This is a genomic window from Anoxybacillus andreesenii (assembly GCF_030813005.1).
Taxonomy (GTDB): Bacteria; Bacillota; Bacilli; order Bacillales; family Cytobacillaceae; genus Robertmurraya; species Robertmurraya andreesenii.
In genome coordinates this window covers 1-25,221 of the sequence record NZ_JAUSTU010000028.1, presented here as the reverse complement: position 1 = coordinate 25,221, position 25,221 = coordinate 1, and the positions used below count along the sequence as shown (strand labels likewise).

Sequence of the window (25,221 nt, the reverse complement as noted above, 5' to 3'; positions counted from 1 at the left end):
TTGAATGAACAAGACGCATAAATTAACGCTGACTGCACTGATCGCCGCAGTCACCACCATTACGAGCAGCATGATCTATATTCCCGTCGGCTTTGCGAAAATTTTTCCGATTCAGCATTTTGCCAACGTCTTATCTGCGGTTCTGCTTGGACCGGGGTACGCTGTAGCACAAGCATTTGTGTCGTCCTTACTGCGCAATATGATGGGAACAGGAAGCCTATTTGCTTTTCCAGGAAGCATGATTGGCGCACTTTTTGCCGCTCTCCTCTATCAAAAAACGAAAAAATTATCTCTTGCTGCAGTTGGCGAGGTTTTTGGGACGGGGATTGTTGGGGCTATGACCACTTATCCGATTGCTGTGCTCTTATTAGGACAAGAGGCCACCCTATTCGGCCTCGTACCAGCTTTTGCCATCAGTAGTTTCACGGGTGCCTTGATGGGATACGGACTCTTAAAAATAATGACTCGCAATCACGCTATTGGAGGGATGCTTTATGAAAACAGCACTAACAATCGCAGGCTCTGATTCAGGAGGCGGCGCTGGTATCCAAGCTGATTTAAAAGCCTTCGCCGCAAACGGAGTGTTTGGCATGTCAGTCATCACAGCTGTTACTGCGCAAAATACACAAGAGGTTCGCTCTGTCCAAAATATCGATCCTGCTATTATCCGGGATCAAATAGAAGCGGTTTTTGATGACCTTCCTGTCGATGCTGTCAAAATTGGGATGCTTTCCTCCGCTGATATTGTTCGTACAGTTGCTGAAGCGCTGAAGAAATATTCACCAGAGTTAGTCGTCCTTGATCCTGTAATGGTGTCAAAAGGTGGGCATCATCTGCTTGAGCAAGATGCGATTCAGGCCCTTAAGGAGCAAATCATTCCGATTGCATCGATTGTCACACCAAACATACCAGAAGCAGAAGTGCTTACAGGCAAAAGGATATTAACACAAGAAGATATGAAGGAAGCATGTATAACGATAAAGACGCTAGGTTGTCGTACCGTACTTCTTAAAGGGGGACATTTTGATGGACCGCCCCATGATTTATTTTTTGATGGTGAAGAATTTCATTGGATCGAGGGCGAGCGCATTATCACGAAAAATACACATGGCACGGGCTGCACCCTGTCTTCTGCCATTGCTGCTAATCTAGCAAAGGGGGCTTCAATGCTTGAAGCTGTGAAACAAGCAAAACAGTTTATTACGATAGCGATTCTGCACAGTCTATCACTCGGGCACGGCCATGGACCAACCAACCATTTTTATGAACTGTATCAAAAGGCTAATTTGAAAAATTCTCGATATTAGAAAGGGCGATCAAGATGCTTACTGCTTCCATTAAGAATTTATTTGCGAAAGTACGAAAAACCGAACCGCTTATCCACCATTTGACCAATACGGTGACGATTAATGATTGCGCCAATGTAACACTTGCCATCGGTGGCTCTCCTGTGATGGCCACAAGTATCCAGGAGGTGGCAAATATGGTGCAGCTCGCTAACGCTCTTGTGATTAATTTTGGTACGATTGACGACGAAATGTATGAGGCTATGTTAGTTGCAGGGAAAGCTGCGAAGAATAGAGGTATTCCCATTGTATTTGATCCTGTTGGTGTAGGAGCTACCCCCTTCCGCACCAACCGGGCAAAAGAATTCATCGAACAGGTCAACGTCTCGATAGTAAGAGGAAACGCCTCTGAGGTGTATGCGTTAATTGGCGGCAAAGCACAAACGCGGGGTGTGGATGCTGGTGATGTCGCCATTTCAAAAACCGAACTTGCTGTGAAGGCAGCGAAGGAGCTTGCTGCGATTGTCGTTATCAGCGGTGAACAGGATGTTGTTTCTGATGGGACAAATACGGTTTGCATCCGAAACGGTGATGTGTGGCTGACCAAAATCACTGGAACAGGCTGTACCACAGCATCATTAATTGCTTGTTTTGCCGCTGTCACTGATGATTGGTTTAAAGCAGCGATTGCGGGCATGTCAGTGATGAGTCTCGCTGGTGAACTTGCCAAAAAGAAGCTGAAGGATAACGATGGAATTGGTACCTACCGGGTGAAGTTGATGGATGAAATTTTTCTAATGGATGGTGAACGTTGGGAGGAAGGAGTTCGTTTATCTTGAAAATCGATTACCAGCTTTATTTAGTAACAGAAGAATCTGTACCCGTTGAAGAACTTTTATCGATTGTGGAAGAGGCAATTCAAGGCGGGGTGACCACGGTTCAGCTACGAGAAAAAAAGAATTCAGGCAGAGTTTTTTATGAGAAAGCAGTTAAGTTAAAGGCATTGACTGAGAAATATCAAGTACCACTCTTTATTAATGACCGAGTGGATATTGCCCTTGCAGTGAGGGCAGATGGTATCCACATTGGCCAGCAGGATTTGCCGCTTCATGAGGTGAAAAAAATAGTCCCTTCCTCGATGCTGGTTGGGGTCTCCTGTGGTACGGTGGAGGAAGCATTAGCTGCAGAAAAGGGTGGTGCCGACTATATTGGTGTCGGAGCCGTTTTTCCGACAAAATCAAAGAAAAATGCGAAGGTACTTGAAGATGGCCTGTTGAAGAAAATTACTCGAGCTGTTTCAATCCCTGTTGTTGCTATTGGCGGAATAAATCTAGAAAATGTATCATTCATTCGGAACCATGACATTGCTGGTATAGCAGTTGTGTCAGAGATTATGAAAGCGGAAGAGCCACATGAAGCAGCGAGGCTGCTACGGGATAAGCTAAGGGGATGAAGGGGCTGAGTGTCCCTCTCCCCTTTTTTTGATGTTTCTTGAAGTTAATTTGGAAAGTTATCTCGATGGGGCCAGTTTAGTTGTTTTTTAATTTGTAGATTTGACGGGAGTGCTCAGAAATCATCTGATCGTAATACTCTAAATCAAGTTTCGTTGTCATATTGTCCTTAATCCTTTTACCTCTTCAACAACGGTATCTACTTTTTCCTCAAGTCTGTCAAGCCGTTCATTTGTTTCAGAAATCTTTACATTTGTCGCTGCCACTACTTGCGTTAGCTGCTGGACGGAATTCTCTAGGCTGTCTAGCTTGTCCAAAATAAGTTGAAGTACTTTTTCCAATTTATTTTCCACCTCCTTCAATTTATCGTTTATTATAGCAGGTTTTTGTTGAGGGTTGTCGATTAAATGGTAAAAAGACAAGCAAGTTCCCTAACGAGAAATCCAGCTTGTCTTTTTGTTGCCCCTGCCAAGGATCTTTATTGTAGCATTTCCAAACGAAGGATTTAAGTGATTGATGAAATACGGGCAGACACTTCTGCAGTTATTGAATATGGTCCTATGTTTCCAAAGAATTATTTCTTATATCATCAATCAATCTTCCAACTATCGCCTCTTGATAGCCTGCCTTCATGCTAGCTTTCATTAAACTGACCAGCTCCTTCCACTCACTAGTTGTACTAAGCCGTTCAATTTTCGAAAACCGATTAGAAATATCCTCATTCGATTTTGTTGTCTCATACGCTTCTACATCCATTCTCCAAATGTGTAGTTGCTTCCCATACCTTTTCTTCAGCTTATCCGCAATGAGAATTCCTTCTGGATCGAGGTCACCAGAGTAATGCAGTGTACACCCTGTTTGAGCGAGTTCATCGAGTAAGTGCCAGCTTGCTGCACGTAGCTGTCCATGTGTACAAATAATAGGAGCAGCGGGTACAGCATCCATGACTGTGGAACAAACGCTTGAATTCTCAATAATCCAAACATGCGATCCCTTTGCTGGCCAAACTTTGTCCACCTTAACAAGCTCCTTGAGCGGCATATTCAATACGGACTGGGTGTCAACCGCTGCTTGCCAAACAGGATGAACACCACCTGTAGATGAGGCCAAAAGCCCTTGACAGGTGACAAAATTCCATAAATCATCACGCATAATTCCATATTCTGCAAGTAAATCATTTAATTCTTCTACCGATTTTGGCATCATAGCCTGGTCGTTCCCTTTGTTCCTCTGATCAACATATAAACAATGTAGAAGCATTTTGCCCGCCGTCTCATTAGGATCAAAATAATGGGGGTTACCCGTTATTCTTTGTGCGAAGACAGGGAGGCGTTCGTATTTTCCCTGCTCCGGAAGCTTTGAAAATGCTGTACATACATGAACTAATTTCTCAACTAACCCTTCTTTATCTTGTTTATAGAGGGACCAAATCCACCTTGTATCAGGAGATTTCGCTACAATCCAATCAATCCAGAAAAAATCAGGCACAAGTACCTTTAAATCATCTATAAATTGTTTTTCCTCGGCTTGTTCTCGCTCTATTTCTTCTTTTTTCGTCAAAATGGACTCTTGTAATAATTCCTCCATTAGCTTTAGAAGATCGTAATCAGCAAATCCTGTAGATCTAAGTTCCTTCTCAAACGCCGCTAAACCGATACTTCCTTTTTTTATAAGCTCATCAGTAGGAATACCTAGAAAGCCAGCGATAGATTCTAATTCCTTCTGTTGGAAGGAATTAATGGGTACGTTTCCCCCTACTCTTCCCAGTGAACGATATTTCTCCTTAAATAAGGAAAATAACTTCAAAAATCCAGGTTCTTCCTTAAAAATATCGATACGCTTATTCATTTGTTACCAGTTCCTCCACCAGTATCTTATTATCAAAAACCAATGATCTCTGTTTTCCATCCCACTCATAACGTATGACCGTCACGTAGTCCGCATTCTTTGGACGAACTAATTCACAAATGGAAAGACTAGAGATGGTGTCATAATCTCCCCATAAGGCTTGAGAATTCATAATATAATTAAAGCCAAGCTGTTCGACAACCTCAAACATATCGCGAATATTATTCTCATCGACACCAGCAAATGCTTCATCTAATGAAATAATATACGGCGCCATCTCTCCCGCCTCCTTGTAGCGAGAGTAAGCAGCAGTAAAGAGCGGGATGTACATTGCCATCGCCTTTTCTCCACCACTAAATTTGAAAAAGGCATTATTTGTTAATTCTCTCTTTGGTTCATTTACCCGGCTATAGGATAATACGAAGGTAAACCACTTGCGATAGTCAAGCACTTCCTTTAATACTTGGTGGAGGGTAGAACCTTCATTGCGAAGCTGAATCAATTCCTTTGCTTTTGCAATCCGTGACTGGAAATGCATCGTAATGCGGTTTAAGTCCTCTTCATTCAAAAACTTACTATTTCTCTGAAGAAGCGCAACTAGATCACGGGTATCCATTTCTTGCTCAGATTCTGCTGTTAGCGGCTTCCAGGCAATAGAGAAAACTAAGCCAGACGAATTATCACGTGCAGCCATAATTCGGTCCATTTCTTTCACCCAGTCCTGAGCTCTTTTGATACGATTACGAAGCATGACACCCACCGAATTGACGATAATGTCCTCATAGAGCTGACGGTCCTGTTCATCAAGCCAACCTTTTTGCTCTTCCACCTCTTTTTGTAACGATGAGGATACATAATAAGGACTAACTCTTTGGCCGCGATATTCCATTTGAATGAGGCGTCTCGTAACCAGCTGACGATATTCATGCTTAAACGGTTCATAATGATCTCCATAATCTTCACTGAACCATTGAGGGATCTCGACATCCTCTGTGTATTCAAACATCCGATACTCTGTCAAATGAGGCTGCTCATTGAAAAATGTCTTGGTGAGCTGCTCGAGTAGTTTCGGGCGATCATACTTTGTCAAAACTGGCTCAAGCTTTGTCAGGATGGCTCCCATATCCACTGAATCAAGTTTCAAGAACCCTCGCTCAATTTCTTGGTTAACCATCCTTTCCCATTCCATCGACATGTTTTTCCAGAAGGTTTCTTCCTTTCTGGCGTCTTCCAGCTTTTCGATGCAGCGCTCTTGCTCTGATTCTTTTTTTGGAAGGGTTTGATGAATATGACGGATGGTTTCATCAGCTTCATTCCATAAATGTTGAACTTCCCGGATTCGCTTTCTGACTTCATCAATCCCTTTTAGCTGTAGCTGTTGTTCAATGGACAGAATGAGGGCTTTTAGCTTGGAAAGCTGATGGTCCTTATGATTTTGTTCTCCCTTAATCGAATCGAGTTCTTCCTTGATTTCTTCAATTTGAGTTCGAAGTGATTGCAAATGCTTGGCAATATATGAAATCTCAATTGATACATTCTTAAACTCCTGCAAACCACGAATATAGCTTCCAGCAGCCTTTAGTGCTGTCCTGATTTCATCCAGATTTAAGGAAATATTGAGATGAATCCCTTGATCTCGAAGCCTCTTTTTAACCAGTGATAAATTTTCATGCACTCGTTTCCACTGCCCATCAATGTTCTGAAGGAGCTCCTGCTCTCGCTTAATTTCTTGTTTTTTTGCCAATATCTGTTCGTGCAGCTCTTGAAGTTCCCGATCATGAGGAATCTCTTTTTTCCATTGCTCAATGAGTTGCAGCTCCGCATGAAGACCTTCTAGTTCTCTTTCAAGAACCGTTAGCTCATTTTGAAGCTGGTGAAGTTTTTCTGACCATAGTTGAATTTGCTCGCGTTGATGGCGTTTCCGCGCCGTGCGGCCAATGAATTTGGATGTACTTTCAGAAGGAGCATGTCCGACTAAGCAACCAATAGTATAAGAACCATCTACATCAATTGCGAACCCACTCCCATCTTTTTCAAGAGGAATGGAGCGCAGCACTTCATCAACAAGTTTGTTCGAAATAGGGCTCCCCTCATCAAGGTCTGGCATTAAGTAGTCAGCTAGCGTATGCCCAAGCAACTGTGGTTTAGGGACAATGAAAGCATCCTGTTCTGGACTCATTGGTCGCTCCGTGAGCAAGCTGTCAAGAATACCTGTTTTCTTCAGAGCTGATTCAATCCGCTCACGTTGCTCCTCTGTTACATGATCCTGAAATTCAACTGCAGCATAAAATGGGAGAAAAGCTTGTCCTTCTGCTGCGAGTTTTTCACGATGTTGTTCCGTTCCCCTTGCTCGATCAGGCTCCAGCATTTTCTGTGATTTGATTCGCTTAAGCTCAAATTCTGCTGCACTAATTTCTTCAAGCTTGTGTTTTCTTTTTTCGATAGTAATTGCTTCATCCTTTTTTACCTCGGCTGTATAAGAATGGATTCCTGAATAAAGCTTCTCAACTACCTCATCATAACGATTGATCTCGTATAGCCCTTGTAAGCTTCTCGCAATTTCCTGGCGAAGCTCGTTTGAGTAGAAAAATTTTGGATGCTCCTCGATCCATAGAAATACACTGCTTTCAAGCTTTTGCTGCTCAGATTCAAACCATTCCTGTAGATGATCCTGCTCCTTTAAATGCTCATCGAGTACTTTCTTCTTCTCCGATGATTCCCTTTGCAACCGGAGATGCTCCTCTTCAAGCCGTACTGCCTCCTCAGCCAATTTCTCTAAGCTAGCTAAAAGAATCCGATGATCCTCCGCTTCCTTCAACCAAATCGTGAAATCAAAGGCTTCGGAAGCGTTCCGTTCATAGTCCTCGATATTGACATCATGCTGATAAAAGGCGGCCTCATCTGCATCTAGAGACAGATCCTCCTGAAGATTATTAAGCTTACGTTCATTTAGTAATTGCTCCTGCTCGGTGTTTTCTTTTTCTTTCCATTTCTGATGAAGCTTTCTATTCCGTTCATCCCACTTTTGCTGAAGATGAGCTATTTCTTTGAGAATGGCTTCAACCTCGCCTTCTTTCTTTGCTTTATTGTCCTCCAATGACCAAACCTCATGTTTTTGGAGGGAGGTCTTTTCTTCCTCAGCTACAAACTTCTGTTGTTCAAACTTTTGCAAATCAGTCCTCAACTTCGACATTTCCTGCTCTAATCGGGCGTTCTGGTCCGTTAGTTCTTCAACTTTTTTCCTAGCAGTATGCGTTTTTTGGTCGGCTCCTTTCCATTGCTGGGCCCGTTCCGCTAAAATGTATTTGTTATAGCTGTCATAAGTTGAGACAAGCCGCCCAATGGATTCATTTTCCCGTTCTAATTGCTCCAATTGCTGAGCAGTTTGATCCATGCTTTCAATCGTATCTGATAGATGGCGCAGCTCATCATCCGTTAATGGCGGCAGGGCAGATTCAAGAATTTCATAGATCACCGTTGGCTTGAAATCCTTGGAAAGCTTTGGGCTCCTAAGCTGAATCAAGAGCTTAATAAGATCCTCATAAGCATCAATCGATTGAAATCCAAAGACATATTTATTCACTAGCTCCATATATTCTCGCTGTGAATGGACAACAAACCCCCCATGACCCACGCGGTTCTCCAATTCTTTCGCAGACAACGGGATCTTTTCACCGCCATGCTCTTGTGCAAGAGAAAAATCATGGCCGATTCGGCGGTTGTCCGTAAGAATGAAATACCAGGATTTTATCCCCTTGTTTCGCTTTGCCTGCATACCGATTCCCGTTGTGATATACTGCCCGCTTCCCTGTTTTTTGTATTCCATGAACAAATAGCCTGTCCTCTCGTCACGGTTCACCACTTCTTTTTCACCAAGAAGGTAATCCTCCATCCTTCTTGCTTTGGAACCGAATGGATCAAGGCGATCAGGTGATTTTTTCCCATCTAATAGGACGGGCAAGAAGCTCTGCATCGTAACCGACTTCCCCGAACCATTCGAGCCCCGTAATAAGAGCTTTCCTTCCTTGAAGTGAAAGATTTCTTCATCGTAATACCAAAAGTTTAATAATCCTGCTCGGTTCATTACCCACCTATTTGTTATCATTATTCTTCTCCTCCTTCAAAATCAGCAGGAAATGTACCCACTAACACCCCTAATAACGGTTTGATTCTTATTAGTGAGGTTTCTTCGTCCTCTTCCGCCATCATCCAATCCTTCAATGCTTCCAATAACTCCACTCGAACTGCCTGATTTGTTTTTTCACGGAAATACTTAGACCAGCCTCTGCCAAAATGCTTGCGTAATTCCTCAACGATACGCTCCATTTCCCCTTCCGTCAAAAGAATTTCCCCATTCTCCTTTGGTGCAAAGGAATCTAGATGAGTATGAAGATAGTTCGAAAGCTGAAGAATAATATCCGTCGATGCTTTCGTGTCAGGAAAGAGATTCTGGTATTGTCTTCCCTCTGAAACCGATAAGAAAGCGGTATTCTTGTAGACATGGAGCTTATAATCACTGTGATTTTCGATATCCTCTGTTAAGCGATTACGGAAGTTCCGAATATACAAAAAGTCGGGGTCCTGCTGGTCGATTCGGTGGAGACCAGGCGAGAAAAAGAGCTTACGATACACGCGCTTTCTTCGTTCATCCTCCTGATTAAGCTTCCAGTCCTCGCTTAAGAGCTCATCCCAGTGAGTGTAGCCAAGAAAGTCATCCGGGTATGATCTCATGAAATAGCGGCTATAAAGGGTTGCTTCATAAAGGACCTCCTGCTCTTCGTTCTGATCAAAACGATTAATATCCCCATCAATTTGTCTGATTAATTGGAATTCCATTAATATTTTGATAGCACGAATGAGAGATTTTCGATGAATATAAAGGGTCCAATCGAGCTCAAATTCGCCTGGGTAATCAGCTTGAATTTCCTGACAAAGGTCAGACAGGAGGAATTGTTCATCAACAGATTTTCCTTCAAGAAAAGAGAGGGCACAGCAAAAAATCGCATAGTCCATTTGTTCCTGAAAGGCTTGAATTCCCATCCACCGTTCTGGTTCGACGGGGATTTTCTCGAGTTTAATAAAATGCTGATGGACAATTAGCCTCAACCCAAATTTCTCATCCAAATAGCGACGCAGCACCTTCTCCCTTTCGCGAATAAGCTGATACCAGTCGGCATGTTCAGAACGTAGGATCCAGTAGTGATGAAATAAAAGGTCCATGCCTTGAATCGCTTTTTCATCAAAATCGAGAACTTGTTCTTGCTTCACCCTTTTCCACTCCCTTGCTCCTCGAATTCAAACAACGCATCTGGCATCTTCAAAATTCCGTCATCGGATTCCAGTAAAATCATGTTCTCCCTATCGATAGTTACTTTTACAATCAGTCCGTAGTCCGTCTTAACTTTATGATCCTTGCTCGCCATTGATTTACCAATCCATCCGAGAAGAACCTTACGAACAAAAGGTTCTACTTTTCGTATTTGTGACAGCTGAATTTTTTGGTCGTTCATATATTGGTCGATGAGTTCGCGCTCTTGTCTTCGCTCTTGCAAATATTGTTCCCGCTGCAGCCGCTTCTTTTCCTCGTTAGACTTCATAGCCCCTGGCTTTGTTTTTTCCCGGTACCGATTCGTTCTAGGCTTTAACATGATAGCAATCGGTTCTTCATCCCATGTATCTGAATGTAGATTATCTGTTGTTCCCTCCTCTAGCTGAAGGTGCTGAATGGTCATAGCACCAAAGACGACAGATGATAGCTTATGAGCTTCATCTATTGAAGCAGCATCCGCAAACCATTTGGCTAAATGCAGATAATCATTTTTTCGGCTACGGAAATGCTGCTGTCTCTCTCCAATTCGCTGGACATATCGAGTCATACGTCGAATCATTTCATTTGTTTGCCATTGCAGCATCTCTAATTCACTTTGCTGCGAGCTACTCCCTAAGAACCAATGCCTTAGAGAATCCCAGAATTCCCGATACTCCGTCTTCCATTCATCTGCTGAAGAGCTTACATCTTCAAGCCTCGGAATCGAGTTTCGATGCTCCACTAATTTTTGAAAAAAAGGTTCCAAGCGTGTAGAGGAAAGCTCCTGTAAGCGTTCACTAATCTGCAGGGATGTCTTCTGTAAGGAAACGATAAAATCTCTTAAATAGGTCGTAAATTGATTCTTGTAAACGAGAAACGCTTCCGTTTGCATCCGTTGATCGGTTTGTTCACTATTAATATAAGCGATATAATCAGCGGTACTTGTTCGAATCGTTTGAAAATAACGAAAAACATCCTCCCACATGCGCATATATTCCTCTGCATCTTTCGAGAGGTTGCCCTCAGTTTCCTGTTGTAAGACGATAAGTGATTGTAAAAGACGGTCAAACTGGGAGCGCTCCAGTGAACCTTGAAATGTATCTCCCACTTTTTTCTCCAGGACAACAAGCATTCTTTCAATCTCAATCGTATAAGGAGTAGATTGATAGCGAAAACGTTTCTTCTTGTACTCCTCCACGGTCTTAGCATTCGTCATATCCTGCCGCGCAATCAAGTTATTCCACTTGACAAGTTGTGCAAGCTGCTGATGCAACTGCTCTTCTTGATAATCAGAGAATGATGGAATAGAGCGCATATACTCAAGAATTTCTTCCGGTGCGACGAAATCTCGCATTCGTTCGTGTTGATGATAAAAATAACGTAAAATCGTTCGATATTGTGCGGCCGAATCAGCAGTTAAATAACTAGCTTCGACCACTTTCTTCATCGTAACATCCAAACAAATCACCCTTGCTTTTTAGGAAAAATAGGGATAGGTTCCTTTTCCCATTCTAATTTATCTAGTCCTATTTCTATTGTAATGGAAATATGAAGGAGTGAAAACGGAAATAACTTTCCTAATATTTCTAGTGTAAATAATTTCAGATTTCTCGAGAAATTTTCCCTTTTTCAGAATCCCCTGCTCATGCACCATTATTTTTCTTTATAAAAATACACACTATAGTTTATTTCTTTGCGAGATATTCCGATTTGTACTATTATATTTAGTATCTAATTTTCTATCGGAATTATTAAATATATGACCATTAGAGGAGACTAGGTTATGACTCAATTTGCCAGCCAAAAAGACGGCATTTTCCCCTCCGTCTGCTCCCTTGATTGTCCCGATCAATGCGGACTTCTTGTACATAAGAAGGATGGGAAAATCGTTAAGGTGGAGGGAGATCCAAATCACCCGATTACGCAAGGCAATATTTGTAACAAGGTGCGCAATATAGCAGCACGGCTTTATGACGAGAACCGTCTGCAATATCCAATGAAACGCATTGGTGCCAAGGGAGAAGGAAAATTTGAGCGAATCAGTTGGGATGAAGCTATCAAAACAATCACTACCCAGTGGAAAAAACTGATCGAGACTGATGGTCCCGAGAGCATTCTTCCCTACAGCTTCTACGGCAATATGGGGAACCTAACAGCAGAAGGAATGGACCGTCGCTTTTTCCACCGACTTGGTGCATCAAGACTCGATCGAACCATTTGTCAGGCAGCGGGAACGACAGGATATAAGTACACAATGGGTGGGAACATTGGAACGGACCCTGAAGACACCATCCATGCAAAGCTTTTCATTCTCTGGGGGATCAATGCCGTCAGCACGAATATGCACCAAATAACCACTGCCCAAAAAGCACGGAAAAACGGAGCAAAAATCGTCGTTATTGATGTACACAAAAATCAAACTGGACGGTTGGCTGATTGGTTTATTCCGATTTTACCAGGCACAGATGGAGCTCTAGCTCTTGGTATTATGCACATCTTATTTGCAGAAAACTTAGTCAACGAGGAGTTTTTGGAGGAATTTACAGTAGGTCATGAGGAGCTACGCGAGCATGTCGTTCAATACAATCCAGAGCGAGTTTCTCAAATAACTGGAGTGCCTGCAGAGGATATCTACAAGCTCGCTCGCATGTACGGTACCACTTCCCCATCATTCATTCGCATTGGAAATGGGTTTCAGCATCATGATAATGGAGGAATGGCGACCCGAAACATTGCCTGCCTCCCTGCATTAACAGGACAATGGCTTCTAAAGGGGGGCGGTGCGAATAAATCAAACTCTGGCTTTCTCACTCATAACGAGGCCTATCTTCAGCGACCGGACTTATTAAAAAATAAGAAAACGCGCAAGATCAATATGATTCAGCTTGGCAAGGCTCTTCTGGAGCTAGACCCACCAGTGAAATCGCTCTTTGTCTATAGCTGCAACCCTGCCGTTGTTGCACCAGAGGGAAATAAAGTGCGTGAAGGCTTAGCAAGAGAGGATCTATTTACAGTTGTGCATGATTTGTTTCTGACAGATACTGCAAAATTTGCCGATATTGTCCTCCCTGCAACATCATCCTATGAAAATACGGATTTCTACTCTTCTTACTGGCATCACTATATGCAGCTCCAGCAGCCAGTGATTGAACCATATGGGGAAGCTAAATCGAACACGGATGTATTCAGGATTTTGGCTCAAGCAATGGGTTTTGATGAGCCTGCCTTTAAAGAGACTGATGAAGAAATGATACGTGGAGCAATCGAATCGGCGAATAATCCTTATTTAGAAGAAATTAGCCTTGAACGATTAAAAGAGAACAATTATGTAAAAGCAAAGGTAAAGCCATTATTGCCGGGAAAGCTTCCAACACCAAGTAGAAAAATTGAACTTTACTCAAAGAAAATGCTACGTGCTGGCTTTTCTCCATTGCCCGATTATGCACCAATAGTGGATGATGGAGACTTTCCTTTACAATTCATCCCAGCACCAAATCATAATTTCTTGAACTCTACCTTCTCAAATAATGAAAAGCATCAGCAGCTTGAAAAGGACCCAAAGCTGCACATAAATAAAGAGGATGCCGAGAGTCTTGAAATTGTTGATGGTGACAAGGTCCGCATCTGGAACGAGCGCGGTGAATGTGAATTGAAGGCAGTGGTTGGGGAAAATGTTCTCCCAGGTGTTGTCGTCACCCAAGGACTATACTCATCAGCGCCTGGCCTAAATCAGCTTGTCAACTCACTCACCCCTGATCGCCTCTCCGATATGGGCGGCGGAGCAACATTCTTTTCAGGGCGTGTGGCGGTGGAAAAAATAGAAAAATAGTACTCTACAAAAAAGTCGACAAGTGTACAAACACATGTCGACTTTTTTGACTTAAACGACTGACAATTTATTTTAGGGTTTTCACCATATAATCATATGGGTGGCCATTAATCTGTATGGTTTTTTCTACTATATATCCTAAGCTTTTGTATAGCTTTTGGGCGGATGGGTTATCGTTAGCAACATTAAGTGAAACTCGCTCATAGCCTTTTTTCATAGCCAATCTTTCCGCTTCTTTCAGTAATTCTGTACCAATACCATGTCCACGGAAATCGCTATGAACACATACCGTATCAATGTAGAAGTCTCCTTCGTCTGCCTCCTTATCAAGGGAGATATCCAACTGTTTTCCCTTCTCTCTTAACCGTTCAAGAATGGGCTCGTCCAATCGACCAGCGTCTTCACCCAAATATGTTAAGACTATACCCGCCACTTCACCTTCAATGTCCGCAACAAGCGTGTTTTGATAGCTCAAGCGATTTTCCTCTGAACGAAAAAAATCAGCCAATATTTCTCTAATTTTTTCTGTTTTCTCTTCTCCAGTCAGTTGTTCTGCAATGTCATGAATGGCAAGATGCATCAGTTCGGCTGCAATCAGAGCATCATCTCTTTGTGCAGGTCTAAACGACAAGTTATTAGAAATGTATTCTTCCCATGTAACCCCGTATGCTGAACCATTATCTGTATATCCTGCAATAAAATAAAAGTTTTCGTTTGAGTCTTCCTCAATATAATTCGTTTGCTCTATCCTGTTTGTCTTTAATATCTTCTGCAAGTCTCTTCTCTCCATTTTCATTCATGGTTTGATATCCATTTTAACATCATTTGAAGCTTCAGTAATAAAAGGAAGCTTGAAAACCTCCAAAAGGTCGTCAAGCTTGCAATGATTAAATCTTATAAGACACCTTATTGAAAAACAAAATTACCAATAAAAAGAATCGCTATTATATAAAGTGCCGGATGGATTTCCTTTCCTCTTCCCATCATTAATTTCATCAAAGGATATAGGATGAACCCGATGGCCATCCCATCTGCAATGCTGTAAGTAAGTGGGATTAGGACAATGATTAAGAGTGCTGGAAAACTCTCTGTTAGGTCATCCATTGATAGATGAACAATATTTTGCAGCATAAGAACCCCTATTAATATCAATACGGGCGAAACCGCATTTGCAGGAATGATTTTGATAACAGGAATAAACAGAAGCGAACCAAGAAATAAAATCCCGGTGACGATACTCGTTAATCCAGTTCTGCCTCCAGCTGTAATCCCAGCCGCTGTCTCAACAGATGCTACAGTGGGACTGGTTCCAAAAATCCCGGATGATACAACAGAAACAGCCGTAGCCTGGAGTGACTTCTTGCTGCTGTCAGGGCGATTGAGCATTTTACTATGACCATGTATTAAGCCGATATTTTCAAATACAATGACCATTGCAAAGGAAAGTGAAGTGAGCCAGAAAATGATATTTCCAGCCTGTTCCCATGATAGCGCTCCAAATACCCCCATATATTCATGAAAAGATGGCATCGAAAGCGAAATTCCTTTAAAAGAATCTCCCCCAAGCCAAATCGTCAAAATGGATGTAATGACGATACTTAATAACAGATTTCCCGGTACATTTTTCATGAATAATACAACTGTAATAACTAAGCCAATCATGGTCGTGATCGCCATGGGACTGCTTAAATCTCCAATGGCAAGTAAGGTATGGTCTGAATTTGTAATGATCCCTGCATGCTCAAATCCAATTAATATTAATAAAATACCAATTCCAATTGTAATGGCTTCCTTTAAGGAATTCGGAATGGAGTTTGTAATCACCTTTGCCAAAGGGGTAAAAGCAATCCCAACAAAAATAAGTCCTGAGATAAACACCATGGCGAGTGCTTCCTGCCAAGTAAATCCACCAGATTGAACGATGGTATAAGTGAACATTGCATTAAGCCCCATACCAGGAATGAGGAGTACAGGGGTATTACTCCATAATCCGACTATGACACAACCAAGAAAACTTGTTAATATGGTCGCAATAATTCCTGCCTCTAGCGGAATTCCTGCTGCTGCCAAAATCGTTGCATTGACAATAATAATGTAGACTGCAGTAATATAAGAAATAAAACCTGCAGAAAATTCTTTCGTAATGGTCGTTCCATGTTGGTTAAGTTTGAAAAAATTTTCCATGTAATCACCTTTCTAACTAACGAATCAAACCGATAGTTATCATAGCATAGACATATACCATATGAAAAATATATAATTTATATAGAAACCATTTATTTTTTAAATAGTAGGTGAAAGCATGGATATCAAACAACTACGATATTTTATTGCAATAGCTGAGGAAAAAAATATAACAGCCGCTGCAAATCGGCTGCATATGTCTCAACCGCCCTTAAGCATACAGCTGAAGCAGTTAGAAATGGAGTTAGGGGTTCAATTATTTGATCGTAATGGAAAAAGTATGGAGTTAACTGACAAAGGGAATTTGCTGTATAACCGGGCATTACAGCTCATAAACAGTGTCGAGGAAATAAAAAATGAATTACAGGAAACAGAAGATGGAAAAAGAGGTGTCCTCTCAGTCGGGATTAACACCCTCTCGTTTTCGGGATTTTCGGATATGATTCAATTATTCCACAAACAATATCCCCTTGTTTCCTTAAAAATTGTCCAAAACGACTCTTATTATTTGACCGAAATGGTTAAATCGAGGGCGATTGAGATGGCATTTGTACGACTTCCACTTGAACATCGTGGATTAACATATCATCATCTCTTGAATGAGTCCTTTGTTTTCGTAAGCAATCAGGAAGTGCACGATCCAACCTTAGAAGAGATAGCACAAATGCCACTAATTATCCCTAGCACAGAGGGTCTCGGCAGCTACAATACGATTCTTGAAGCATTCTCGAGAAATAAGCTCGAGCTAACCAGTATCGCTGAATGCTCCGATATGCATGTGTTAATGGAGCTCGTGAAGGGAGGAATGGGTGCTACTTTGGTGCCAAAGTCTGTTTTCGATGCTTACAAAGACAAAAATCTTTATGCAGCTCCGATATCCAATGCTCAATTGAACTCTTCTATGGGAGTCATTTGGCTGGAACAACATTTTGTCTCTACTCCTGCTAGGAATTTTATGGAGCTTGTAAAGGAAAATATTATGTCATAAAGGGAATCATGACCATCTAGGGCCTTTAGAAGATGTTCAGAGTCTTTTTATATTTTCTTATCTTGAATCAAGAAAATGAAAGAGTAGGTCCCTAAGGACGAACTTACCGGGGCTTTTCTTTAGCTTAATTGTCTTTTGATGTTGCCGATTTCCCTTTCATTTCGCGCTGTTTTCTCCCAAATAAAATCTTGGTCTTGTTCAAGCGCCTTGAAGCGGGCTAATATTTCTTTGTGCCGTTCTTCACCCTTGGTTTCAATCTCATCCAGTTTCACCTGCATCTCATGTTGAACTTGCTTCATCTCAAGCTGTTCGCGCTTCATTTCAAGCTGTTCACGTTTCATTTCAAGCTGTTCACGCTTCATTTCGTCCATGTCTTGCTTCATTTCATCCATGTCTTGTTTCATTTCTTCAAGATTGGTTTGAATTGTACCAACCATCCTGATTAGCTGAGATAACATATTTTCAATATTAGATTCACTCATTTTTTGACACCTCCTCCCTCATTCATTATAGCTTATCCAAAAAAGGATTGAAATCTATTTTTAGCATCACTTGACCCACGATTTCTTGCATATGAAATGGGTGGGAGTCGTTTAATCCCGCGATCAGGCTGTCTTTTTTGACAACTTTTTTTTAATATGAACAAAAAAATACCCGACAGTAGTCGAATATTTTTAAGTCACAATGGTGTTATGAGACATCCTTTTTAAATCGGTTTCTTGTATTGACATACACTAATGCAAATATCACAAGTGAAAGAAATAATATAAGGCCAATAATAAATATGAATTGCTTCTCTAGCATTTCACTTAATGACCATAAAAATAGACTGAAACAAATTCCATACATAATTTTTCCCATGAATTTGCAGAGAGCTACTTCATCGTACTTAGCCTTTTCACTGTCAGACTTCGTATTATACCCTGCGATCAAGAAAGCCCCCTTTCCTTTTGATAAAAAGATAGCGAAAATTAAGAAGGGAATCATAATAATTAGATTGACTATACCTGCTGCCATAGATTTTACTCCTTACTTTTTTGTAATAATTATTATACGTGCAAACGGGATTATTGGTTTCAAAACTTTACGAAAAAGTATAGCTGTTAGAAAGGATCGTATTAAAATTTCTAAAGATTTTACCCTTAGAAAGATCCCCGATAGTCTCAAGCCATTTTTGAATAACTGGCAAGTAGATTTCATTTTATGAGATAATCTCTAAGAGAAAAACGGTCTGTGGGGAGAAACATAATTTTGATGAAGGTGCACAAATGGAGATAAATTGGTGTTATAAATTCATTGTTTATTCAAAACAAGAGCAGAAATTATTACTGAGTTCTAGTTCAGAGAGACTATCCCTCCCATATTTTCAACCTAGCATTCAACATGTTGCCGTATCAAATCATATTAATGAATATTTCGAAAAAGAATTTCAGGTAAAGACCAATGTATTAAAATGCTTTCTACAAATGGATAGGGTTCGGATCTATGTAGTAGAAGTATTAGAGGGTTCCCCACTACTTTCTTCAAATGCTCTTTGGCTACAACTGTCCAATTTCAATCAATGCAAGGAATTGAATGATACTGACCGTTCCATTTTGGAGATATGGTTATCTGCTAGCCTTTCTTCTGCTTTTCCATGGTTTGAGTTTGGCTGGAGAAGAAAAATGGAAGAGTGGGTTCAAAAAATGCTGCCCCACGATTCGCTAGAATTTGAACAAATTAGAAGCTGGGAAAGATCCACCTTATTTAGAGTTCAGGCTGAAAACGAAAGCTATTACTTCAAAGCTGTACCCGATGTTTTTTCACATGAACCAGCGGTTAGTCGTTACTTATTTGAAAACCATCCTTCCTATGTTCCGGAAATACTTGGTATCGAAATAGAACAGAAATGGTTCATCATGAAGGAGGTTGGAGGATCATTACTTGGGTATACCGATCACTTAGAATACTGGAGACAATCGCTTCTAAGGCTTGCACATATTCAAAAAGAGTCCATTTTTCATACAAATGAACTCAAAAAATTGAATTGTCCCATCAGACCAGTATCACAGGTAATCCGCTCTCATTTGAAAGCTTCCTTGGATGATTTGGTCAGGACAAGAGAAATATCCAGCGAAACCTATTGGAGATTGAAGGATCGTCTTCCTAACATATTGGAAAAATGCGATCTTTTAGAGAAGCATTCGAAGCTTCCTCTAGCATTAGAGCATGGTGATTTTTTTGGAGGGAATATCAAGATTCAAGAGGAAAATGCAATCATTTTTGATTGGTCAGATTGTTCACTTTCTCATCCGTTTCTAAGTGTGATCGTGTTGTTGGATGAAGTCAAACAATTATTTTCAGAGCGAAGTGCCGAGATTCTATTGGAGGATTATTTATGCCAATGGAGCAACTACGGAACAAGAGCCTACTTGCTTGAGGAATACAGAATGCTAAAGACCCTTGCACCTGCATACTATTTAGTACTCTATCAAACTTTTATTTTCCCAACATTTAGAGATAATTGGGATAAGCAGCAAATTATCGAGGATTATATTGAAAAATGGTTAAATCCATGAAACAGCACTACTCTCGGAGAGTGGTGCTGTTTATTTTATGATTTTTTAGGGATTTCGCAGCCTTCGTCGTCACATTTTAATCCATCCTGTGTATTTAAGACCACAATTTTATCCTCAGCGATGATTTTTTCTAATGCTTGGACAAACACCTCTATCGGCTGAGCACCAGTGAGGGCGTATTTTTTATTAATCAAAAAGAACGGAACTGCCGTGACACCATACTGTCTAGCGAGTTGTTCATCTGAACGAACGGCATCCGCCATTTCGTCACTTGCGAGCATATTTCCTACTTCTTCCCGGTCCAGTCCAATCTCGACTGCTAATTCTGTAAGCGTCTGATGGTCACCAATATGCTTGGACTCGGTAAAATACGCACGTAAAATGCGCTCCGTCATTTCCTGCATAAGCCCCTTTTTCTTTGCAAACATGGTCAAACGATGGGCATCAAATGTGTTTGTCAAAATCAACGTATCTATTTGATAATCCAACCCAGCTTCCTTTGCCATTTGAACCATGTTGCCTGTCGTTACTTTCGCCTGGTCGATACTCATGCCATACTTTTTGGAAAGTACTTCGTACATGTTTTCCTTAATATCTCGGCCCATAGTTGGGTCCAATTGGTAGCACCGATAAGTCACTTCAATCGGATGGTCAATCTGCTTGATAGCGTCCTCCAGACGCCTTTTGCCAATATAGCAAAATGGTCAAGCGAAATCCGTCCACATCTCAATTTGCATCTATATCCCCCCATTCAGTTATTCAACAATATTATACGGGTAATATTGGAATCTTACACACAATATGATTTTGAAGATACTTCATTCTTAAAATAAGGCTGTTTTCGCACGGATTGTGATTCTGGAATGTCCTTAATGCCGGCCATTCCGTTTCCTACTAGGCGTGCGATACGTATAGATTGAGTAGCACTTTTCTCCGTTGTTTCTAGAGATAGTCTGCATCAAATACCGTTTTGTCTAATTAGTTTTTGTTCAAAAGCAACAATGTTTGAGAAAAGAGCCTAAAATAAACTTCAAAAAAGCCATCTACATGATGAGATGGCTTCTGATACGTAACTTTAGTTATTTAAGAAATCCTTGTCTAAATAGCGAGGGTTCGGATAATCATAGAAACCTTTCCCATTTTGAATACCCATTCTTCCTTTATCGAGGAATTCAGTTTTTAAGTACTCTGCAACCTTTGCTGCTCCTTCGTCACCTGCTTTGGCTTTTGCGGCCGAAAGATTGTATGGTGTGTTGATGCCGATGATATCTAAAATAGCGAATGGACCTTTTGGAGCGCCCGTTGCAATCATCCAAGTTTTGTCCACTGTTTCTGGATCAGCGATTCCGTTGACAACCAAATACTCTGCTGCAGCCAAGAATGGAACTAACAATGTATTTAAAATATAACCTGGTTGTTCTTTTTGAAGTGGTAATGCGACCATGCCGATTGCCTTCGCAAACTCAACTACGTCATCGAATACCTTTGAATCAGTACCAGCATGTCTCATAATCTCAGCTGTATTATTATTCCAAATTTCATTTGCAAAGTGTAATGCTAAGAATTTCTCTGGTCTACCAGTGAACTCAGCGAATTGACTAGGAAGCATGGTTGATGTATTCGTAGCGAAGACCGTTTTTTCTGGTGCTACTTTTGCAAGTTTTTGATAAAAATCTCTTTTGATCTCCACGACTTCTGGCACAGCTTCAATGATTAGATCCGCATTTTCCACAGCCTGTTGTAAGTCAGAAAAAAGTGTAAGACGATTGTAAGCAGCATCAACCTCTTCTTGTGAAGCCCCTAAGTCTCTCATATAATTCGATTTCAATGTTGCAAATCTGTCTTTTGCACGGTCAAGCACTTCATCGTTAATATCATATACGCTTACTTGAAACCCCTTAAACGCTGTTTGGAATGCAATTTGACTTCCTAGCACACCACTGCCAGCAACAGTAATATTTTTAAAATTCATTTCCCGCATCCCCTTATTTAAATTATTTCAAAGTTTTTTACTACACTTATAGTATAAACCCTTATTCTAATAAAATACATTTAATAAAATTTACTTTGATATAAAATATATTTAAATGAGATGAAATCAAGAGTTTATATTAGTACTCAAATCTAATAAAGTTCATTATAATCATTTTAGAGAGTATTAATTATTATAGGGGAAAAATTATGAACATCATTCAACTACAATATTTTGTGGATGTCGGGGAACTTGGTTCGTTTACAGAAGCAGCGAAGAAGAATCGGATGACAATTCCAGCGATCAGTATTTCCATTAGCCAGCTTGAGGAGGAACTAGGGGCCTCTCTTTTCGTCCGTTCTCGGAAAGGAGTAACCCCTACCATTGAAGGCAAAACAGCGATGAAGCATGCGATATCCATATTAGATAAGTTAGAAGTCATGAAACAGGACATTTCTCATTCGAAAAATAAAAGCTGTGGTACTATTATGATTGCTACGACCCCTGGAATGGTTCCGAATATTATCAGGGCGACTTTAGAATATCAGAAAATGTATCCTTCAATTAATATTGAAATGATAGAAGGAGATACGAATCTAGTTTTGAAACAGGTCAAGAATGGGCAGGCGGAAATTGGGTTTGTTTCCTTGCCAGAAGGTATTAATGATGCGGAGCTTGCGTGGAAGCCAATGATTGAAGATAGGGCGATACTGGTCGTTCATAAAGGCTCACGACTACGAATAAAAGAAGCTATTTCTAGCAATGAGATCAAGGATGAAACGATTGTATTATATAATGATCCTTACATTCGAATGGTCGCTGATATGCTTCATTTAGAGGATCCATCTAATATGATCGCCTTAATTTCAAACAATGTGGAGTCCCTTTTTCAAATGGTCATAAAAGGGAATGCGGTTACAATTGCAACTGATCATATTGTTCATTCCCTACCTGAACATATACAAAATGAATTGGTGATGATTCCGATTCATGGGCTTACATCCCATGCAAACTATCTAGGTAGAATAACGAGAAAAAACACAGCGATCTCTGACCATATTGAGCAGTTTACAGAGTTTCTTTCATCACAAATGGATAAATAATACAAACACAAAAAGCCGCTTAGCTGAGAAACTAAGTGGCTTTTTACATAGTACGAAATATAAATATATTGTACCATTCAAGAAAAAGGCAGATAGGGAAATTGCCCTCTAACCCCTACAAGATTTTATCATCTTTCACAAATTGTCCAACACTTCCAATATCCAGCCATTCCAATTGGCGCTGTCGGATCTGGAAGAGAACAATTGGATCGTAAAACCTTTCAGGGTGAGATTTCAGTTCATCCAGCTCTTTTTGGTACTGCGCTTTTTCTTTCTCCATTTCCGCTACTGCCTGCTTAGCCTCGGATACCGGATTTTCGAAGAACAACATCATATCACGTTCCAATGTTCGCTCAAATAACTCAAGCTGCTGCAAAAATTTCTTCGTAATCAACTGTACTGCATCGGAAAAATCCTCATTTTCGATAAGCTTCTTATATTGGCTAGCCAAGAAACCTTTGTTTTGCGGGATTGAGCCCAGAAGTCGCCCCGCACTTTTGATGAGAAATTGAGACGGAGTAAATCGTAGAAAGATATTCTCCTTCTCATACGTGACAAAGGTAGTCATTCTCTCCATATCTCGCTTCCAATCATTGAGCACCTGAAAGTCACATTCCATCTGTAACTTATTTTCTTCTAATAATTGGTTCAGCCCTTCTGTTAGCTCATGAATAAAATATTGGCTTTCCTTCAATTCTTGTTCCACCTCTTGCAGCCAGTCCTGAAACTTCAATTGGAATTGAGGCATTACTTTTTCCCTTAAATAGAGTTCAACTCTAAGATTCATCTCATCATTGATTTCTACCGAAAGCTTCTTAAAATCACTGTCCTCGCTAATCAAGTCAGAACAGGACTTCAAAATTTCAGGAATGCCTGATTGGATCGAGTCTCTTATCTCCTCTTTTCGTGCTTGAAATGATTTCTTAATCAAATTGTTTTTTCCATCTTTCCAGTCGTCTATCTGATGAATGCCCGCGCGAAGCTTTGATAGAACATCCGTGTTCCATTGAATATTTTGTATCAATTGTTTTTCCTGTTCTTTTTTCTTACTCAACATATTATTCAATATGCTCCCAATTAACTGTAGAAGCTTTTCGCTGCGCTCAGCCTCTGGATGAGCCTGGAGCCTTCGTAAAATATCTTCATTCTCGACAGTAAGTGGTTCCCCTTCCAAATGAAGGGATGAATCAATTTCAATCGCCTCATTTTTTGCCCATTGAAGAATCTCGGTTAAGAGATTGAAGCTTTCATCGAAGTTTTTAACCGCAAGCACCTCACCACTAATATAGCTTTCTGCATGTTCAACAACTGCTTGCTCAAGCGTTGTTGGAAAATAATCATTCCATGCCAAAATGGCTCCATTTGCAAGAGCGGCGTGGGGGGGATCCGCGATCATTGCCCAGTTTTTCAATAAATCAGGGATGAGTTTCTCCACTTCCTTAATTAGGTACTTTCCCTTGATCAAGGATAGGAACACCTCTTGAAATAAATCTTGAGTTTCATACCAAATTTCATCTTCGTCATACTCGATCTGTTGAAATAGGCTATTTAGACTTTTCACCCACAGCAGAAATTCCTTCTCGTCATCATTCCGCTTCCAAAGGGACGAAAGTAACTGTTCGAAATGGGCCATGCTCAATCTTTTCAATAATAATAAGGACTCTATGAAATAATCAGGTGGAAAGCTTTTCGTTCGACCTTCATCAATATATCCTTTCAATTGAGTAAACCATGAAAGGGATTCTGTCCTTTTCCCTTCATTGACAGCAAGCTCAACAGCACTCTTCCAGTCCTGATTCTCCTCGTAAAAATTACGTGCCAAATCGGTTACGTTTGGGTAGTCTGGATTTAACTGTACGACTCTTTTGATCGTTTGATCGGCCTTCTCCTACTTCCTCAGTCGTATGTATAAAGAGAAGAGTTCTAAGCCAATCTCAGTATTTAAAATGAGTGAGTCGGTCACAATCGCTTTATAAAGGTCCTCCGCATGCGCGTAAAGACCTAGCTCTACATAGGCATCTGCCATATTCTTTTTTGCCCATGGCTCTAATTCATTATGAATGCTTTCCCATTTATAAATAGCCGTTTCAAAATCCATACAGTGAAAGTAGATCTCCCCTTGTGCAAAGCGAATATAAGATAGATCATATGCTTCCTTTTGCTGTTCCTCAAAAAACAACTCACCTAAAACTTGTACTGGCTGTCGGTCTTTATGCGCACTTGTGAACTGTTCAAAATAAGATTTCTTTGTAAGTTGTTCTTCCAAATTCATAACGTCCTCCGAAGAATGAATTTTTTTACCCCGTTGGCCATGATTATGCTTAACCTAACTCTAACATGACATTTTAACAAAGGACTATATGAGGAAAGTTACAATCTTATTTCACTTTAAAGACAAATGATGGATGAATAGGTATATTTTCATGCTCAACTGCCTTCATTTAATTTACATAATGTTATTATAGTAAATGCTACTTTTTTCCTCACATTCATAAAATTTGGTTCGATTATGATCAAAAAACGGGTATTTTGTCATCTTTCTAAAGAACTTGAAATTTTTTTTATCAAATTTTGAAGATATGTAATGGGTCTGTTCTTAAAAAAGTCCTGCGGTAATATGTCAAGCCCAAAAATCTAAGGAATTGGAAATTTTAAACCCACCAGCATCTAAAAAAGGCAATACTAAAGAAACCC

General features: G+C 40.5%; 21 protein-coding genes. 8 read left to right on the top strand and 13 right to left on the bottom strand.

The genetic code is table 11. From position 1 onward, the window contains the following. Nucleotides 1–4 precede the first annotated feature (4 nt). From thiW to thiE, 4 genes are read left to right on the top strand one after another with little or no spacing between them, the layout of a single operon-like run. Entirely contained in the window at nt 5–526 is a 522-nt protein-coding gene (gene thiW, locus J2S07_RS18745; RefSeq protein ID WP_307151940.1) for an energy coupling factor transporter S component ThiW, read from the top strand. Then, nucleotides 495–1,307 carry a bifunctional hydroxymethylpyrimidine kinase/phosphomethylpyrimidine kinase gene (thiD, locus tag J2S07_RS18740; RefSeq protein WP_307151939.1) on the top strand — a complete coding sequence of 271 codons (813 nt, stop codon included), beginning with the start codon at nt 495–497 and terminating at the stop codon, nt 1,305–1,307. Before thiW ends, thiD begins: the two co-directional genes overlap by 32 nt. Nucleotides 1,308–1,321: 14 nt before the next feature. Beyond that, nucleotides 1,322–2,125 (top strand): hydroxyethylthiazole kinase, encoded by an 804-nt coding sequence (gene thiM, locus J2S07_RS18735; protein ID WP_307151938.1) that lies wholly within the window; start codon nt 1,322–1,324, stop codon nt 2,123–2,125. Beyond that, nucleotides 2,122–2,739, top strand: a complete 618-nt coding sequence (thiE, locus tag J2S07_RS18730; protein ID WP_307151937.1) for a thiamine phosphate synthase — start codon at nt 2,122–2,124, stop codon at nt 2,737–2,739. Before thiM ends, thiE begins: the two co-directional genes overlap by 4 nt. Nucleotides 2,740–2,895: 156 nt before the next feature. Here the strand turns inward: thiE and J2S07_RS18725 are convergent, their stop codons facing one another. The 5 genes from J2S07_RS18725 to J2S07_RS18705 all read right to left on the bottom strand — a co-directional run bounded on the left by J2S07_RS18725 (nt 2,896) and on the right by J2S07_RS18705 (nt 11,352). Continuing rightward, complete coding sequence (locus tag J2S07_RS18725) at nt 2,896–3,078, bottom strand: hypothetical protein (protein WP_307151936.1); 183 nt, start codon at nt 3,076–3,078, stop codon at nt 2,896–2,898. 217 nt (nt 3,079–3,295) lie between these two features. Continuing rightward, a complete protein-coding gene (locus J2S07_RS18720) occupies nt 3,296–4,585 on the bottom strand; it encodes a TIGR02679 family protein (protein WP_307151935.1) in 1,290 nt (429 codons plus the stop codon). After that, entirely contained in the window at nt 4,578–8,690 is a 4,113-nt protein-coding gene (locus J2S07_RS18715; protein WP_307151934.1) for a TIGR02680 family protein, read from the bottom strand. The genes J2S07_RS18720 and J2S07_RS18715 overlap by 8 nt, the downstream gene beginning before the upstream one ends. After that, nucleotides 8,690–9,805, bottom strand: coding sequence for a TIGR02678 family protein (locus J2S07_RS18710; protein ID WP_307151948.1), 1,116 nt, complete (start codon nt 9,803–9,805; stop codon nt 8,690–8,692). The genes J2S07_RS18715 and J2S07_RS18710 overlap by 1 nt, the downstream gene beginning before the upstream one ends. Nucleotides 9,806–9,849: 44 nt before the next feature. Continuing rightward, the gene (locus J2S07_RS18705) at nt 9,850–11,352 is read right to left on the bottom strand and encodes a TIGR02677 family protein (protein ID WP_307151933.1); all 1,503 of its coding nucleotides are present in this window, start codon (nt 11,350–11,352) and stop codon (nt 9,850–9,852) included. 324 nt (nt 11,353–11,676) lie between these two features. On the opposite strand from J2S07_RS18705, the gene J2S07_RS18700 reads away from it, so the two are divergent. Next, entirely contained in the window at nt 11,677–13,722 is a 2,046-nt protein-coding gene (locus J2S07_RS18700) for a molybdopterin-containing oxidoreductase family protein (protein ID WP_307151932.1), read from the top strand. Between the two features lie 67 nt (nt 13,723–13,789). Here J2S07_RS18700 and J2S07_RS18695 read toward each other — a convergent pair whose 3' ends face one another. Together J2S07_RS18695 and J2S07_RS18690 are read right to left on the bottom strand one after the other, a co-directional pair. Next, nucleotides 13,790–14,497 carry a GNAT family N-acetyltransferase gene (locus J2S07_RS18695; protein WP_307151931.1) on the bottom strand — a complete coding sequence of 236 codons (708 nt, stop codon included), beginning with the start codon at nt 14,495–14,497 and terminating at the stop codon, nt 13,790–13,792. 131 nt (nt 14,498–14,628) lie between these two features. Next, entirely contained in the window at nt 14,629–15,906 is a 1,278-nt protein-coding gene (locus J2S07_RS18690) for an NCS2 family permease (RefSeq protein WP_307151930.1), read from the bottom strand. Nucleotides 15,907–16,024: 118 nt separating this feature from the next. Between J2S07_RS18690 and J2S07_RS18685 the strand changes: the two genes are divergently transcribed. After that, nucleotides 16,025–16,894, top strand: coding sequence for a LysR family transcriptional regulator (locus tag J2S07_RS18685; RefSeq protein WP_307151929.1), 870 nt, complete (start codon nt 16,025–16,027; stop codon nt 16,892–16,894). Nucleotides 16,895–17,013: 119 nt separating this feature from the next. Here J2S07_RS18685 and J2S07_RS18680 read toward each other — a convergent pair whose 3' ends face one another. Both J2S07_RS18680 and J2S07_RS18675 read right to left on the bottom strand, forming a co-directional pair. Further along, entirely contained in the window at nt 17,014–17,376 is a 363-nt protein-coding gene (locus tag J2S07_RS18680; RefSeq protein WP_307151928.1) for a hypothetical protein, read from the bottom strand. Nucleotides 17,377–17,584: 208 nt separating this feature from the next. After that, nucleotides 17,585–17,911, bottom strand: a complete 327-nt coding sequence (locus tag J2S07_RS18675) for a DUF3784 domain-containing protein (protein WP_307151927.1) — start codon at nt 17,909–17,911, stop codon at nt 17,585–17,587. A 251-nt stretch (nt 17,912–18,162) separates the two neighbouring features. Between J2S07_RS18675 and J2S07_RS18670 the strand changes: the two genes are divergently transcribed. Further along, the gene (locus J2S07_RS18670) at nt 18,163–19,452 is read left to right on the top strand and encodes a phosphotransferase (protein ID WP_307151926.1); all 1,290 of its coding nucleotides are present in this window, start codon (nt 18,163–18,165) and stop codon (nt 19,450–19,452) included. Between the two features lie 35 nt (nt 19,453–19,487). Here the strand turns inward: J2S07_RS18670 and J2S07_RS18665 are convergent, their stop codons facing one another. Beyond that, nucleotides 19,488–20,144 (bottom strand): DsbA family oxidoreductase, encoded by a 657-nt coding sequence (locus tag J2S07_RS18665; protein ID WP_307151947.1) that lies wholly within the window; start codon nt 20,142–20,144, stop codon nt 19,488–19,490. Nucleotides 20,145–20,527: 383 nt separating this feature from the next. Continuing rightward, nucleotides 20,528–21,424, bottom strand: a complete 897-nt coding sequence (locus J2S07_RS18660) for a 3-hydroxyacyl-CoA dehydrogenase (RefSeq protein WP_307151925.1) — start codon at nt 21,422–21,424, stop codon at nt 20,528–20,530. Between the two features lie 209 nt (nt 21,425–21,633). On the opposite strand from J2S07_RS18660, the gene J2S07_RS18655 reads away from it, so the two are divergent. Next, on the top strand, nt 21,634–22,527 hold the full coding sequence (locus tag J2S07_RS18655; protein ID WP_307151924.1) for a LysR family transcriptional regulator: 894 nt from the start codon (nt 21,634–21,636) through the stop codon (nt 22,525–22,527). Between the two features lie 115 nt (nt 22,528–22,642). Here J2S07_RS18655 and J2S07_RS18650 read toward each other — a convergent pair whose 3' ends face one another. After that, the gene (locus tag J2S07_RS18650; RefSeq protein WP_307151923.1) at nt 22,643–24,349 is read right to left on the bottom strand and encodes a hypothetical protein; all 1,707 of its coding nucleotides are present in this window, start codon (nt 24,347–24,349) and stop codon (nt 22,643–22,645) included. A gap of 66 nt (nt 24,350–24,415) precedes the next feature. Beyond that, the gene (locus J2S07_RS18645; protein ID WP_307151922.1) at nt 24,416–24,799 is read right to left on the bottom strand and encodes a hypothetical protein; all 384 of its coding nucleotides are present in this window, start codon (nt 24,797–24,799) and stop codon (nt 24,416–24,418) included. Nucleotides 24,800–25,221: the final 422 nt, after the last annotated feature.